Below are 15250 nucleotides of genomic sequence, written 5' to 3' on the forward strand. Positions count from 1 at the left end.
TAAAATCAATCAAATGGTTGAGGAGTGTTGTGCATGAGCGTGCTCGTCGTGGGCATGTCCCACCAGTCGGCGCCAGTGGCGCTGCTGGAGAAGCTGAGCATGGATAGTGCGGTCCAGGATTCCGCCTGCGGGAAACTGGTGGCGGCCGACTCACTTTCAGAGGCGATGATCATCTCCACCTGCAACCGCATGGAGGTCTACACCGTTACTAACTCCTTCCATGCCGGCGTGCAGGAAGTCGTGCGCGTGCTCACCCAGGTATCGGACGTGAGCGAGGAGGAGCTGCGCAGCTACCTCTACGTGCGCTATGCCGACGCCGCGGCCGAGCACCTGATGTCGGTGACCTCCGGGCTGGATTCCATGGTGGTAGGAGAGCAGCAGATCATCGGCCAGGTGCGCAGCGCCTACCAGGCCGCCTCCGAGCAGGGCACGGCCGGACCGCGCATCCACGCGCTGGCGCAGTCGGCGCTACGGGCGGGCAAGCGCGTGCACTCCGAGACCGACATCGATGAGGCAGGCTCCTCCATGGTGTCCTTCGCTTTCGACCAAGCCCTGCAGCGCCTAGACGCTGAGGACTTGGCCGGCAAGACCGCGTTGGTCCTCGGCGCGGGCGCTATGGCATCGCTCGCCGCCACCCACGCCGGCCGGCTGGGGGTCAAGGAGCTGGTGCTGGCCAACCGCACCCGTGAGCGCGCCGAGCGCCTGGCCAGCCACGCCGAGGAGGCGGGCGTTGCCGCCCGCGTCGTGGACTTTTCCCAACGTGCCGCCGCGCTTTCCGACGTCGACCTGGCCATCTCCGCCACCGGCGCCGATAATTTCACCATCGAGGCCACCGACATTCCCGCCGGCCGCGAGCTCATGCTCATCGATCTCTCCCTGCCGCGCGATATCGACGATGCCGCCGCTGCGGCCGAGGGCGTGGATCTGGTCAATATCGAGCGCCTGAGCAAGTCGCTCTCGGCCGCCGATACCGACGTCGCGGCCGGCACTAGCCCGCACGCGCAGGCCCGGCGCATCGTCGACGAAGAGCTGGCAGCCTATACCTCTGCGCAGCGCGTACGCGATGTCGTCCCGGCCGTGAGCGCCCTGCACCGCCGCGCGGCCGACCTCGTGGAATGCGAGGCCGCACGCCTGCAACATAAGCACCCCGAAATCTCGGGCAAGCAACTTGAGGACGTCCAGCGCGCCCTCAAGCGCGTGGCCGATAAGCTGCTGCATGAACCAACGGTGCGGGCGAAGAAACTGGCGGCGTCGGAAAGCAGTGTCAGCAGCGAGAATGCCCTGCAGGAACTTTTTGGCCTGCAACTGGAAGGCTCCGGAGTGTCCGTGGCCGTTAATGAATTGCCCACCATGACTAAGGAGGCCTAAATGTTTCAGATTGGTACCCGCGGCTCCAAGCTTGCCACCACCCAGGCGGGCCACGTCCGCGATTGGCTTATCGACGCCGGCTTTGACTCCCAGCTCCACATCGTCACCACCGCCGGCGACGTCAATATGGCACCGGTCGAGCGTATCGGCGTCGGCGTATTTACCCAAGCGCTGCGCGAGGCCCTCTATGCCGGCGAGTGCGATATCGCCGTCCACTCTTTTAAGGACCTGCCCACCGCGCCCGATGATCGCTTCCGCCTCGTGGTGCCGCAGCGCCAGGATTCCCGCGAGGCGCTCGTCGCCCGCGATGGCCTGAGCCTGGCGCAGCTGCCGCAGGGCGCGCGCGTGGGTACCTCCGCCCCGCGCCGCATCTCCCAGCTGGCCGCCATCCGCCCCGACCTGGAGATTCGCCCGCTGCGCGGCAATATCGATACCCGCATGTCCAAGGTCACCGACGGCGAGCTCGACGCCGTCTTGCTGGCCTATGCCGGCCTGCTGCGCGGCGGCTACGCGGACCGCGCCACCGAAATCTTCGAGCCCTCCGTCTTCATGCCGGCGCCGGCCCAGGGCGCCCTCGCCATCGAGGCTGTGGCCGGAACCGAGGCTGCCGCGGCCCTCGATGCCATCGTCGATGACCGCGCCTCGGCCGCCGCGGCCGGTGAGCGCGCTGTGCTGGCCCGCCTTGAGGCCGGCTGTACCGCGCCGGTGGCCGCCACCTCGCGCTGGGACGGCGACCAGCTCACCGTGCGCGGTGGCGTCTTTGCGCTCGATGGTTCGCGTCAGCTTACTGCCACCGCCTCCGGGCCTGCGGCCGAAGCCGCCGAGCTCGGCGCGCGCGTTTCCGACGAGCTTTTCGCCGGTGGTGCGGCCGAGCTGCTGGGCAAGTAATTTCGCCTTTAGGCGCTAATAATTTAAGGTGTAGATACCACAAATCATTGTCCCGCAATGATCCGGCCCCCTTTAAGGGCATCCCAGGACTTAAGGCCTGGGATTTTGGCCGTTATGACCGTGTCACCCACCGCCGGCGCGGGGAACCACACCGCATGCGATCATGTCCGTGCGCGGTGCCGCGCGCCCGAATTTAGAAAAGAACTTTATGAGCAATGCCGCGCCAGACACCCAATTGGGCAAGATCGTCTTTGTGGGCGCTGGTCCAGGTAATCCCGACCTGCTGACCGTCCGCGCCCGCGAGGTTCTGGCAAATAGTGCCATCGCCGTGACCGATCCAGAGGTCATGCAGGGGGTGCGCGATGCCGTCGCAGCCGCCCTGCCCGTACCGCAAGAGCTTCTCGATGCCGCCGAGGCCGAATACGCCCAAATGTGCGCCGATGCCAAGGCTAAGGGCGCGCGCCGCAAGCCGCCCCGCCCCGCGCCGCCAACGGCCGCGGTGTTGTATGAACCGGGAGAGGATATCGTCGGCCAGCTGCGTGAGTGCTTGGTTGAGGCCGACGGCGAAGATGTCATCCGCCTAGTGACCGGCAACCCGCTGCACCGCGAGTCCATCAAGGCCGAAATCAATGCCGTGGCCTCCGCAGGCCTGGAATTCCAGGTCGTGCCGGGCATGTCCCTGCCGTCGACCGTGCCGTCCTTTGCTGGCATTGCACTCGGCTCGACTTATACCGAGGCCGATGTCACCAACGGTGCCGATTGGGACGCATTGGCCAACGCCACGCAGCCCATCGTTCTGCAGGCCACGAAGGAGGACCTGCCGGTCATCTCCGAAGAGCTACAACAACGCGGCATGCCGGCCGAGACCGAGGCTTTTGTCACCGTGCACGGCACCACCCGCCTGCAGCGCACCTACGAGACCACTCTGGGCACCATGGGCAAGCTCGACGCTGACCTTGTCGGCCCGCTCGTGGTCACCCTCGGCCGCAGCATCGACGACCGCACCAAATACTCCTGGTGGGAAAACCGTCCCCTCTACGGCTGGCGCGTGCTCGTGCCGCGCACTAAGGAGCAGGCTGGCCCGATGTCCGCGCGCCTGGCCGGCTACGGAGCCATTCCCCAAAACGTGCCCACCATCTCCATCGAGCCGCCGCGCAATCCGGCACAGATGGACCGCGCCATTAAGGGAATCGTTGAGGGTCGCTATAAGTGGATCGTCTTTACCTCCGTCAACGCAGTGAGCGCGGTGTGGGATAAGATAGCCCAGCTCGGCCTCGACGCCCGCGATTTCGCCGGCGTTCACCTCGCGGCCGTGGGCACCAAGACGGCGGCCGCCATCCGCGCCAAGGGCATGGTTCCGGAGCTTTTACCGCACAAGAAAAAGCAGAACGCCGAGGGCCTGCTCGATGTCTTCCCCAACTTCGTGGAAGATATCGACGCCGTCGGCCGCGTCCTGCTCCCGCGCGCCGATATCGCGGCCGATACCCTCGTGGATGGGCTCAAGGCCCTCGACTGGGAAGTCGATGACGTCGTGGCCTACCGCACCGTCCGCGCCGCCCCGCCTTCGGCCGAGATCCGCGACATGATCAAGACCGGCGGCTTCGACGCCGTCGCCTTCACCTCTGGTTCCACCGTGCGCAACCTGGTGGGCATTGCGGGCAAACCGCACCAGCGGACGATCATTGCGTGTATCGGGCCGTCGGCAAGAGCGGCCGCGGAAGAGATGGGCTTGCGCGTTGATGTCGTGCCCGAGGTCGCGGACGTACCCGCGCTTGTCGACGCCCTCGCAGACCACGTCGCCGCCCTCCGCGCCGCCGGAAACCTTCCCGCGCCGAGGAAGAAGCGCCGCTCGCGCAAGAAGGCTACTAAGGTCGACAAGGCATAAGTTTTAGTCTCGCTCTAAGGAGTACCCAATGAGCACCTTCCCAGCCCGCCGCCCACGCCGCCTGCGCACCACCCCCGCGATGCGCAACCTTGTGGCCGAAACCCAGGTCCGCCCCTCGGACCTGATTTTGCCCATGTTCATCGTGGACGGTCTCGACGCCCCGCGCGAGATTCCCTCCATGCCGGGCGTTTACCAGCACACTTTTGATTCCCTGCGCCGCGCGACCGAAGAGGCGCTAGAAGCCGGCGTGACCTGCGTCGATCTTTTCGGCGTTCCGCTCGAGGAGGACAAGGATGATACCGGCTCCGTCGCGTGGGACCCGCAGGGCATTTTGAACCGCGGCATTTCCTGCCTGCGCGAGGAATTCGGCGATGACCTCATCGTGATGGCCGATACCTGCCTCGACGAGTTCACCTCCCACGGCCACTGCGGCGTGCTGGATGACAAGGGCCGCGTGCTTAACGACGAATCCGTCAAGCTCTACCAAGACATGGCCCGCTCCCAGGCCCGCGCCGGTGCCCACATCGTCTCCCCGTCCGGCATGATGGACGGCCAGGTGGCCGCCATCCGTGCCGACCTCGACGAGGCCGGCCACGAGGATGTGGCCATCATGGCCTATTCCGCCAAGTACGCCTCCGCCTTCTTCGGACCGTTCCGCGACGCCGTCGGTTCCTCCCTCGAGGGCGACCGCCGCACCTACCAGCAGGATCCGCGCAATTTCCGCGAATCCCTGCTCGAGGCCGAGCTCGACATCGAAGAAGGCGCGGACTTCGTCATGGTCAAGCCCGGCCTGCCTTACTTGGATGTGCTTTCGGCCGTGGCGGAGACTTCTCCCGTGCCGGTTGCGGTCTACCAGGTCTCCGGCGAGTACGCGATGGTCAAGGCCGCGGCCGCCAATGGGTGGATTGACGGCGAGGCCATCATGCTCGAGTCCCTGACCGCGTTCAAGCGCGCCGGTGCCGACCAGATTCTCACCTACTTCGCTACCGAAGCCGCCCGCCTGCTCAAGTAAAGGATCCCTGTGACTGTTACGCCCCCGTCGTCCGCCCCTGCTCCGCGCTCGCCGCGCACGCAACGCCCGGAATCCGTGGCGTACATGCTGTGGCTGTGGATGGGCGCGCTGTGCGGCGAGGCCGTGCACCAGGTGCTCAACGTGGTGCTGACGCTGCTCAACCACGACGTACTCATGTCGCAGGCCAAGGAGATGGCCAAGTCCGCACCGGCCGGCGTCGATGAAGCCCAGCTTTCCGACGCCTTCCTCCGCACCGCCGCCTACGCCTCCGTCGCCCTTTCGGCGGCCATTTCCTTGGCGATTATCGTGCTGCTGGCCTTCCTGCTGCGGTCCTTGGCGCGTCGCGGCAAGCGGGCCGGTACCTCGCGGCGCGTGTGGTTCGCTTTCTCGCTGTATTTTGGCTTCCGCATCCTGCTGACCTTCATGGTTACCCCGGCCGGCGCTGATGTGCCCGATTGGCTCTTTGCCGCCGATGGCATGGTGCAGATCCTGGTCGGCGTCGCGGCGGTGCTCGGCCTGATTTTCTCCGTGCGGGTCGATACCTTGGATTACACCGGCGAGCTCGAGCAGATGCGCGAGCTGGAAAAGGAACTCGAACAAGCGCAGCGCGAGAAGAAGCGCGCCGAGCAAGAACGCAAGCGTGCCAAGGATGAACAGCGCAGCAAGCGCACTGACCGGGAGGACAAGCGATGAGCAATACCGAGCGGCCCGGCCCCCGGGACTATAACCGCGCGGCCAGAAATACCTCCGCCAGCCAGAACCTCGACGCCTGGCCACGGCCGCTGCGCTGGGCCTATTGGGTGCTCGTCGTCAGCGCCGTGCTCATGTTGGTCAGCGGTCTGGTGGGCATCTTCGGCTCGGGCGGACCGCAGGTAGAACCCCAGAACGCGCAGGTCGCGGAGTATCTCCACTCCAATCGCCTATTTGTTGCGGTGACCAATACCGTCGGCGCCGTCGTGCTGGCGCTCTTTGCCGCGCAGCTGGCCAGCGGGTCCAAGTGGGCGCGCCGCATCATCACCATTGTCATCGCCATCGCGCTCTTTAATAATATCGCCGCCCTGGCGCTTGGCATTGGCGGGCTTAGCCTGCTGATTATCCCCATTTCCTTGATCATTGCCCTCGCGCTGCTTTTCCAGCCGCAGTCCAACCGCTTTATTAAGGACCGCAGCTTGCGTGGCTAATTAGCCCCCACTCCAACTTTTGATTCATAATTGGGGCATGTCTCGACTTAATCGTGCCCCGCTTATCGACGCCGCCCTCGGCCGCACCCCCTCCCGACCCCCAGTTTGGTTCATGCGCCAGGCTGGCCGTTCGCTGCCGGAATACCGCGCCGCCCGCGAGGGGATTAGCATGCTCGATTCCTGCTTCATGCCAGAACTGCTAGCAGAAATTACCCTGCAGCCGGTGCGCCGCCACGACGTTGATGCTGCCATTTTATTTTCCGATATCGTGGTCCCGCTCAAAGCCGCCGGAGTCAAGGTCGATATCGTGCCGGGCCGTGGGCCGGTGATGGAGCAGGCGGTGCGGAGTAGGGAGGACGTCGGCAAGCTGCCGCTGCTAGAGGCCGACGTCCCCGAGGTTACTGAAGGCATTGCCCGCATCCTGGCCGAGCTCACCGAAACCCAAGCGCTTATCGGCTTCGTTGGTGCGCCGTTCACGCTGGCTAGCTACCTCATTGAGGGCGGGCCGTCTAAGAACCACGAGCGCACCAAGGCCCTCATGCACGCCGAGCCGGAGACCTGGCATCTGCTCATGCGCCGCCTGGTGCCTACCATCACCCGCTTCCTGCAGGTGCAGGTCGACGCCGGCATCGACGCCATGCAGCTTTTCGATTCCTGGGCGGGCTACCTCAACGAGCGCGACTACCGCGAATTCGTTTTGCCGTATTCGCGAGAAATCCTGGCCGGCGTAGATATTCCGCGCATCCACTTCGGCGTCGGCACCGGCGAGCTCTTGCCAGCAATGTCGGAGGCGGGGTCGGAGGTCATGGGCGTCGACTATCGCGTGCCCATGGATGCCGCGGCCGAGCGCGTGAGCGCCCGCGTGCTGCAGGGCAACCTTGACCCGGCCATGCTTTTTGCCGGCGACGACGCCGTGCGCCAGGCCGTACGCACCATCCGCGGCGAGGTCGATCGGGCGCGCGAGCGCGGCGATATTGACGGCCACATCTGGAACCTCGGCCACGGGGTCCTGCCAACTACTGACGCGGAAGCAATCACCCGCGCCGTTTCCATCATCCACGAGGAGGGCTAAATGCGTATTGCGATTATCGGTGCCGGCCTGGCGGGCTTGACGGCCGCTTACGAGCTGCGCGACCACGACGTCGAGGTTTTCGAGGCCGCCGGCCGGATCGGTGGCAAGCTGTACTCTGTGCCGTTTAACGACGGCCCGACCGACATGGGCGCCGAGGCCTTCCTCGCCCGCCGGCGCGATGCCGTGGAATTTATCGAATCCCTCGGTCTCGGCGATAGCTTGGTCGAGCCCTCCGGTCTGCACTCGCTGGTGTACTCCGGCGAGCTCAAGCCGTTGCCGCGCGGCGGAATGATGGGCATTCCTTCGCACTCGGAGCCGGTCGCGCATTTGGTCTCGGCCGAGACCGCGCGCCGCATCGACAATGAGGAGCCCTTCGAGTGGACGGCGGGCAGCGACGTTTCCGCAGGCAAGCTGGTGCGCCAGCAGTTTGGCGACGACCTCGTCGACCACGTTATCTCCGCCCTCCTCGGCGGCGTGTACTCCTGTTCGGCCGATGATCTGGGTTTGCGCGCGACCATCCCGGCGCTGGCGGAGACCCTCGACGCGCTGTCCGAGCGCGGCCCAGTGACTCTCTCGGCCGCGGTCCGCACGCTGGAGGAGGCTCGCGCGGCCGCGCCCCGCAGCGGCGGCCCCGTCTTCCAGACTTTCCGCGGCGGCTACGCGCAGCTTTATGAGGCACTGGCCGAGCAATCCCGCGCCAAGATCTACCTCGATACTTTTATCTCCGGCATCACTCGCGAGGGCGAGCAATTCCGCCTGGCCGGAGCACCGGCCGATGCGGCGCCGTTTGATCGCGTGCTGGTAGCTACCCCGGCTCCGACCGCGGCGCGCCTTCTTAGCAAGGTCGCCCCGCAGGCGGCGGGACGGCTGAAGGGAGTGAAGTTGGCAGCGTCGGCCGTCGTGGGGTTGAAATTCGAGTCCGATACAGACCCTTCGGGAAACGCTTTGCCGCAGAATTCCGGCATTCTCGTGGCCACCGACCAAGACGATGTGCACGCCAAGGCCTTTACACTTTCCTCCCGCAAGTGGCCGCACTTGGCTGAGCGTGGCGGTGCCCTCGTACGTGCCTCCTTCGGCCGCTTTGGCGACGACGCCATCGTCCGCGCCGAAGAAGACGACCTCGTCGACTATGCCCTCGATGACCTCCAGCGACTCACCGGCTTCGACGGCCGCGCCGCGGGTGTCGCGGAGATCTTCACCCAGCGTTGGTTCGGCGGCCTGCCGCGCTACGACGCCGGGCACCTCGAAACTGTGGCCAGCGCACGCGGTACCCTCGCGGCGACGCCGGGAGTCGATGTCACCGGCGCCTGGGCCGGCGGCGTTGGAGTGCCCAACGTCATTGCGGATGCCCGCGCCGCCGCCGCGCGCATCGTCGGCTAGCGGTGCCGCACGATTCGTGCATTCCGGGTCATACGCTGTGGCGTGGTGCGGGCATGCCAAAGTGGCAGCAGGGCATCCTGCTGCCTAGCGGCATGAGTGCTAGTGCGGTGGATCCGGCGGGGTCGGTTGCACTGGCTCGTTCGGGCTGGACGGCGATGCGGCGGTATCGGCCCATGGCGGTTGCCACACCACGCGACCTCGGCGGCGAACGAGTCGCCCGCGGACAGACGGGGCATTCGGGTCATCGTCATTGACACCATTGTGGTACGGGCAGCAGGTGGCGAGGTTTGACATGTTGGTCTCGCCGCCGTGTCGCCACGCTTGCAGGTGATGCACCTGGCATTTATCCGCCGGGTAGTTGCACGCGGGCCACGGGCACACAGGGTTTTCGGCGGCAGCCATGAGCCGCTGCTTTTCGCTGGCCATGCGTTCCGTCCGGTAGAGGTTGACCGCACCTTCGTAGGGATGGACGAGGGTGATAAGCCCGCGCTCTGCCAGCGTGCGCGAGACAAGTTCCGCGCCGGTGAGGCGGGCACCGTTGGTGAGCCGGATGGTGATTTCCTCGCCGTCGCCATCGATGATGCGGTCGAGTTCGTCGAGCGTGATAATTGCATTCGTCGTAATGGTTGGACGGGTGGCTGGGGCGGCGCCGGAAGGGGAGAAGAGCTCCGCAACGGAATCGAGAGGCGCGTCCTCGTCCAGGCTGGATTCCAAGTCCGCGATGAGCGAGGAAGGCCCGGTAATCGCGAGAGTCCATGGCGCGTCCTTGCGCCGGCGGATGCGCACGCCGGGGCGCGGAGGGGCCGGGGGATTGAGCTCGCGCAGCTTTTTGCGCGCGAGCTTTTCCATTTCCTCGGTATCGGCGGCGGTGCGACACAACTCCACGCGCAGGCGCCAGGCGTCGCGCTTAGTCTTGGCGCGGGCGGCGTAGCGCTCGATTACCTCCAGCGTGGGCAGCGGGTGGGCGCGCTCGCGCGCGGCGTTAACCGCCTGGCGTTGGAGGCGGCTAAAGGAGGTGGGGGCAAAGAGGGCGTCGGCAAGCGTGAGCAAGGTGCGGGCCGTTTTATTGGGCGCGCCGGCGGCGCACAGCTGGTCTTCAGACATGCCAGCGCACCCGGCAACGATATCGATGCCGGGCGCCAAGGCCGCGAGATAGGTCTGAAGAGCTGTCATGCCCCGCAGCCTAAGCCACCGCGCGCAATCCGTGCGAGGGCGAGCGCGCGAATCTGTGGATAACTAGGGCCGGAAGGGCGAATTTCGGCCCGCACTCGCTGCGGGCCTGTGGATAACTAGCCCTTATTGCGGAAGACGAAGATGGAGGAGAAGTCCTGATTGCCGTGGCCCATCGCCTGCATTTCCTCGAAGCGGCCGATGGCGGCAGTCAGGGCGGGCAGCGGCTTGGTGGAGGTCATCTCCATGAGCTTCGCGTCCTTAGCCAGGGCGTCGACGGTGAAATCGCCCGGGTCGGTATTGCGCTCGCCGGTGATAAACGGAGCTTTCATATTCGCGATGAAAGACAAGCCGGTGATGTCGAGCATCTGCAGCACCACCTCGGAGTCCAAGCCCTCGGACTCGCCGAGTTGCAGGGCTTCGAGCAGGCCCTCGGCGGTGACGGCGAGCGCGAGGTTCGCCAGCAGCTTTCCGATGGCCGCCGTGGCCGCCGCCTCCACCCCGATGAGCTTGTCTTCTCCCGCCCAGGACTCGGCGAGGGACATGGCTTGCTCGCGGCGGGCGTCGTCAGGCGTGCCCACATAGACGCCGAGCTTGCCCTCGCGGGCCGGGCCGAGCGTGCCGACGACCGGGGCGTGGACGTAGGTTTCCACGGCGGCGGCGAATTCGCGGGCATCGTTGGGCGAGACGGTGGTGGTATCGATCCAGGTCACGCCGGCGGGGATGAGCTGCGGCTCGACGACGACCTCGCGGACATCGTCAGGCCCGAAGAGCGAGGTGATGATGACCTCGGCGTTCACTAGGGCCTCGGTGGGCGAGGCGGCAAGCTCGGCGCCTTCCTCCACCAGCGGCTGGGCACGCTCGGCGGTGCGGTTCCAGACGGTCAATTCGATGCCGTCTTGCTCATTGAGCAGGCGGCGGGCTAGTTCGGTTCCCATGCGGCCAGTTCCAAGAAATGCAATCCTCATGGTTTCCCAGTGTGCCATCATTGGGTGCAGGTTCGCCGCGTCTTGCGCGAGCCCCGGACGGGGGAGCCGTACCCGGCAACGCGACAAGACGGCCAGGAAGCAGTTATGGCGTGGTTCATCTTGATTTTCTCCGGCGCATTCGAGGCCGTGTGGGCGGCGGCATTGGATAAATCCGCAGGTTTTACGCGTTTGTGGCCCTCGCTTGTTTTCCTCGTGGCCTGCGCGATTTCCATGGGCGGGCTGGCGTGGGCGATGCGCAGCATCCCGGTAGGCACGGCCTATGCGGTGTGGGCGGGTGTTGGCACGTCGGGGCGGTTATCTATTCCTTCGCGGCCGGGCACGAGGTCGCCACGGTGTGGAAGGTGTTTTCCTCTCCATGATCATCGGCGGCATCGTGGGGCTGAAAGCGGTGAGTTAGAGACCCGGAATCCGCGGCGCGGGAGGCAGCGGCGGCGCAGGCGGTGGGGCGGGCGCAGGCACGGCGGGCACTGCCGGCATATCAGGCACCGCGTCCTCGATGCGCCCGCGGACCTCATGCGGCGGAATGTTGAGGTTCGGCAGTCCGCTCTTATCCCGCGCGGGAGGGCGTGGCGCTGCCGGTCGCGGTGCGGGCGCCAGGCCCGGTTCTGGGCGAGGGGCCGGCGCAGGCTTAGGCGCAGGCGCGGGCGCCGCGGTTGACGGCGAAGGTTCCGCGGCCGGCGGCGAAGGAGGCGCCGTGTCTTCCTGCGGCAGGTCGCGAGGGGTGAGAGGGTGGGGAGGGGCTGCCAGGAGGGGGCGTCGGCAAGCGGGGCGGCACCTACCGAGGTAGGCAGCGGCCGTTCGGGCGCGGGCCGGGCACAACCGGCGAGGCAGAAAGCGGCCAGGATGGCGAAAATGACAGTGCGCTGCATTGAAAATCCCCCCGAATTGAAAAGTGCAACGCCCCGAAGTTTAGCGGCTGACTGTGAATCGCGCAGTCCAACTTTTGTATAGCGCGCGAATCGCTAGAATGTCAGACATGCCTAATACTTCCCAGTCGCAACAGTGGTTTGAGCGTTCCTCCAAGGTGATTCCGGGCGGGGTGAACTCGCCGGTGCGCGCGTTCGGCTCCGTGGGTGGCCAGGCCCGCGTCATTGAGCGCGGCGCGGGTTCGCGCCTGTGGGATGCCGACGGCAACGAGTACGTTGACCTGGTCAGCTCCTATGGCCCGATGATTCACGGCAATGCCCACCCAGAGATTGTGGAGGCCGTGCAGCAGGCCGCTGCGGGTGGCTTGAGCTTCGGCTCGCCCACCGAGGGTGAGACTTTGCTCGCCGAGGCCATCGTCGCGCGCACCGCGGCCGATAAGGTGCGCATGGTTAACTCCGGCACCGAGGCCACCATGTCTGCGGTGCGCCTAGCCCGCGGCTACACCGGCCGCACCAAGGTGCTGAAGTTCGAGGGCTGCTACCACGGCCATGTGGATGCGCTGTTGGCCTCGGCCGGCTCCGGCGTGGCGACCTTTGCGCTGCCGGATTCCCCGGGTGTTACGGGCGCGACAGCGGCCGATACCATCGTCGTTCCTTATAACGATATCGAGGCCGTGCGCGAGGCATTTGCGCAGCACCCGGGCGAGATTGCTTGCATTATCGCGGAGGCCTCGGCCGGCAATATGGGCACCGTGGCACCAGATGAGGGCTTCAACGCCGCGCTTGCCGACGTCGCCCATGAAGACGGCGCCCTCCTCATCCTCGATGAGGTCATGACCGGTTTCCGCACCTCCTATAAGGGTTGGTACGGCGTCGACGGCGTGGCGGCGGACCTGGTGACCTTTGGCAAGGTCGTCTCCGGTGGCTTGCCGGCCGCTGCCTTTGGCGGCCGCGCCGAGGTCATGGACTACCTCGCGCCGGAAGGTCCGGTCTACCAGGCGGGCACGCTCTCCGGTAACCCGGTGGCAATGGCTTCGGGCCTGAAGTCTTTGGAGCTGGCCGATGAATCGCTCTATGAGCGCCTGCAGGCCAATGCGGACCGCCTGACCGGCATGATTTCTGATGCGCTGTCGGCCGAGGGCGTAGCGCACCACATTCAGCGCGCCTCCTCGATGTTCTCCATCCGTTTTGCCGAGGGCGAGGGTCGCAACTTCGCCGATATGCAGGCGGCCGAGACCTTCCGCTTCACCCCGTTCTTCCACGCTCTGCTGGATAACGGCATCTATGTCGCGCCGAGCCCATTCGAGACCTGGTTTGTCTCGGATGCACTGAACGACGCCGACTTTGAACTCATCGAGGCGGCCCTCAAGCCCGCCGCCCAAGCTGCGGCCGCTGCGCGTCCCGCAAACTAAGGAGAGACATGACACGCACCATCGTTCACCTCGTACGCCACGGCGAGGTCCACAACCCGGAGAAGATCCTCTACGGTCGCATCCCGGGCTATCACCTATCCTCGCGCGGGCATTCCATGGCGGCGCGGACCGCGGAGTCCTTTCGCGACCATGATGTGACCTACCTGGCAGCCTCGCCACTGCAGCGCGCCCAAGAGACAGCGCGGCCGATTGCGGAGGTAACGGGACTGGACGTGGAAGTCGATAAGACGCTCATTGAATCCGGCAATCGCTTCGAGGGCCTGCGCACCAAGGGTCTGCGCTCCGCACTGTGGAATCCGCGCCGTTGGCCGCTGCTGGTCAATCCGCTGGAGCCATCGTGGGGCGAGCCTTATGAGCAGATTGCCGAGCGCATGCTGGGCTCCATCGAGCGCGCCCGTACCGCCGCCGCCGGCCACGAGGCGATTTTGGTCAGCCACCAGCTGCCCATCGTGATGGTGCAGCGCACCGTGCTCGGCCAGCGCTTGCCGCACGCGCCGTGGAACCGCGAATGCGACTTGGCCTCGGTAACCTCCCTGCTTTTTGAAGACAACCAGGTCACCGATATTTTCTACTCTTCGCCGGCGCAGGAGATTTAATGGCACTACGACGCAAACGCGCAGTTGGCGCGGTGCTGGCGGCAGCAGCCGTGACCCTTGCTGGGTGCGCGCAGGATTCCGATAACGCCCAAAATGCGGTTGCTACCGGCGGTAACTTCGAATTCATCACCCCCGGCGGCGAGAAGGTCATCAATTACGAGGAATCCGAGCGCAAGCCGCTGCGCACGTTCTCCGGCGAGGATGTGCGCGATACGGATAAGACCATCTCCTTGGAAGACTATGACGGCGAAATCGTCGTGCTTAACTCCTGGGGCCAGTGGTGCGCGCCCTGCCGTTCCGAGGCCGATGACCTCCAAGAGGTCCACTCCGAGCTGCAAAAGCGCAAGATTGGCACCGTCCTGGGCATTAATGTGCGCGACTATAACCCGCAGGTGTCTAATGACTTCCTCGAAGACAATGGGCTGAAGTATCCCTCCATCTATGATCCGCCGTTTAAGACGGCTGCGGCCCTAGGCGGCGTGCCGACTTCCGTGGTGCCCACCACCATCGTCTTGGATAAACAGCACCGCCCGGCTACGGTCTTTTTGCGGTCCATCACCGCTAAAGACGTGATGGATGTAGTAGACAAGCTAGAAAAGGAATAAATGGACAACGCAGCGAGCTTCGGCAACTCCTTTGCCGAGGCCGTGACCTCCGGCCCACTTATTTTGGGTCTCCTCGCGGCCGCCGTGGCGGGGCTGGTGAGCTTCGCCAGTCCGTGTGTGATCCCGCTGGTTCCCGGCTATATTTCCTACCTGGCCGGCGTGGTGGGCGGTGAGGTTACCTTCGATGGGGAGCTGGGGGTGGGCGTCGGCAAGCGCAGGCAATGGGCTGTTGTGCTGGCCGCGGCCTTGTTCATCCTCGGCTTCACCGTGGTATTCCTCCTAGCGACGGTCTCGGTATTCGGCGCGATTTCCGCGCTAAGGCTCAACGAAGAAATGCTCATGCGGGTCGGCGGCGGCGTGACCATCCTGATGGGTGTGGTCTTCCTAGGCGCGATTCCAGCGCTGCAGAAAGACACCCGCATGGCACCGAAGCGCTGGACCACCTGGCTGGGCGCGCCGCTGCTGGGCGGGATATTCGCGCTGGGCTGGACGCCGTGCTTGGGCCCAACGCTGGCCGCCATCATTTCTGTATCGGCCGGCACCGAGGGCATGACGGCCGCGCGTGGCGTGCTGCTCATCATCTTTTATTGCCTGGGCCTGGGCCTACCGTTCCTTCTGGTGGCGCTGGGCTCCGCGCGGGCGATGCGCACGATTTCGTGGGCCCGCAAACACTCGCATACCATCCAAATAATCGGCGGCGTGGCCATGATCCTCGTCGGCCTGGCCCTGGTAACCGGCCTATGGGGCGAATTTATTAGCCTCATCCGCCAGTGGACCGGCAACTACGGCGCAACCCTTATTTAGG

General features: G+C 65.5%; 14 protein-coding genes, 1 pseudogene and 1 riboswitch. Of the genes and pseudogenes, 13 read left to right on the plus strand and 2 right to left on the minus strand.

Going from position 1 to position 15250, the window contains the following annotated elements; translation table 11 throughout:
- Positions 1 to 33: 33 nt before the first annotated feature.
- The 8 genes from QP990_RS09260 to QP990_RS09295 all read left to right on the plus strand — a co-directional run bounded on the left by QP990_RS09260 (position 34) and on the right by QP990_RS09295 (position 8786).
- Positions 34 to 1368, plus strand: a complete 1335-nt coding sequence (locus QP990_RS09260; protein WP_023020478.1) for a glutamyl-tRNA reductase — start codon at positions 34 to 36, stop codon at positions 1366 to 1368.
- On the plus strand, positions 1369 to 2256 hold the full coding sequence (hemC, locus tag QP990_RS09265; RefSeq protein ID WP_023020479.1) for a hydroxymethylbilane synthase: 888 nt from the start codon (positions 1369 to 1371) through the stop codon (positions 2254 to 2256). It abuts the gene before it with no gap.
- 208 nt (positions 2257 to 2464) lie between these two features.
- Positions 2465 to 4141, plus strand: coding sequence for a uroporphyrinogen-III synthase (locus tag QP990_RS09270; protein ID WP_232212573.1), 1677 nt, complete (start codon positions 2465 to 2467; stop codon positions 4139 to 4141).
- 28 nt (positions 4142 to 4169) lie between these two features.
- On the plus strand, positions 4170 to 5153 hold the full coding sequence (gene hemB, locus QP990_RS09275; protein ID WP_023020481.1) for a porphobilinogen synthase: 984 nt from the start codon (positions 4170 to 4172) through the stop codon (positions 5151 to 5153).
- 9 nt (positions 5154 to 5162) lie between these two features.
- Positions 5163 to 5846 carry a hypothetical protein gene (locus QP990_RS09280; RefSeq protein WP_023020482.1) on the plus strand — a complete coding sequence of 228 codons (684 nt, stop codon included), beginning with the start codon at positions 5163 to 5165 and terminating at the stop codon, positions 5844 to 5846.
- Positions 5843 to 6334, plus strand: coding sequence for a hypothetical protein (locus tag QP990_RS09285; protein ID WP_023020483.1), 492 nt, complete (start codon positions 5843 to 5845; stop codon positions 6332 to 6334). The genes QP990_RS09280 and QP990_RS09285 overlap by 4 nt, the downstream gene beginning before the upstream one ends.
- A 37-nt stretch (positions 6335 to 6371) precedes the next feature.
- Positions 6372 to 7406 (plus strand): uroporphyrinogen decarboxylase, encoded by a 1035-nt coding sequence (gene hemE, locus QP990_RS09290; RefSeq protein ID WP_023020484.1) that lies wholly within the window; start codon positions 6372 to 6374, stop codon positions 7404 to 7406.
- Complete coding sequence (locus QP990_RS09295; RefSeq protein WP_023020485.1) at positions 7407 to 8786, plus strand: protoporphyrinogen oxidase; 1380 nt, start codon at positions 7407 to 7409, stop codon at positions 8784 to 8786.
- Positions 8787 to 8885: 99 nt separating this feature from the next.
- Here the strand turns inward: QP990_RS09295 and QP990_RS09300 are convergent, their stop codons facing one another.
- A complete protein-coding gene (locus QP990_RS09300; protein ID WP_023020486.1) occupies positions 8886 to 9959 on the minus strand; it encodes an HNH endonuclease signature motif containing protein in 1074 nt (357 codons plus the stop codon).
- A gap of 116 nt (positions 9960 to 10075) precedes the next feature.
- Complete coding sequence (locus QP990_RS09305; RefSeq protein WP_034655712.1) at positions 10076 to 10924, minus strand: NAD(P)-dependent oxidoreductase; 849 nt, start codon at positions 10922 to 10924, stop codon at positions 10076 to 10078.
- Positions 10925 to 10955: 31 nt separating this feature from the next.
- Positions 10956 to 11021: riboswitch (guanidine-III (ykkC-III) riboswitch) on the plus strand.
- An 8-nt stretch (positions 11022 to 11029) separates the two neighbouring features.
- Here QP990_RS09305 and QP990_RS09310 point away from each other — a divergent pair.
- The 5 genes and pseudogenes from QP990_RS09310 (at position 11030) to QP990_RS09330 (ending at position 15249) form a co-directional block, all read left to right on the plus strand.
- Positions 11030 to 11342: pseudogene (locus tag QP990_RS09310) on the plus strand (DMT family transporter).
- A 579-nt stretch (positions 11343 to 11921) separates the two neighbouring features.
- Positions 11922 to 13223 carry a glutamate-1-semialdehyde 2,1-aminomutase gene (gene hemL / locus QP990_RS09315; RefSeq protein WP_023020490.1) on the plus strand — a complete coding sequence of 434 codons (1302 nt, stop codon included), beginning with the start codon at positions 11922 to 11924 and terminating at the stop codon, positions 13221 to 13223.
- 8 nt (positions 13224 to 13231) lie between these two features.
- Positions 13232 to 13840, plus strand: a complete 609-nt coding sequence (locus QP990_RS09320; RefSeq protein WP_023020491.1) for a histidine phosphatase family protein — start codon at positions 13232 to 13234, stop codon at positions 13838 to 13840.
- Complete coding sequence (locus tag QP990_RS09325; protein ID WP_023020492.1) at positions 13840 to 14445, plus strand: TlpA disulfide reductase family protein; 606 nt, start codon at positions 13840 to 13842, stop codon at positions 14443 to 14445. Before QP990_RS09320 ends, QP990_RS09325 begins: the two co-directional genes overlap by 1 nt.
- The gene (locus QP990_RS09330; RefSeq protein WP_023020493.1) at positions 14446 to 15249 is read left to right on the plus strand and encodes a cytochrome c biogenesis CcdA family protein; all 804 of its coding nucleotides are present in this window, start codon (positions 14446 to 14448) and stop codon (positions 15247 to 15249) included. It begins immediately after the preceding gene.
- Position 15250: the final 1 nt, after the last annotated feature.

The sequence above is a fragment of the Corynebacterium sp. MSK071 genome (assembly GCF_030232125.1).
Taxonomy (GTDB): domain Bacteria; phylum Actinomycetota; class Actinomycetes; order Mycobacteriales; family Mycobacteriaceae; genus Corynebacterium; species Corynebacterium kefirresidentii.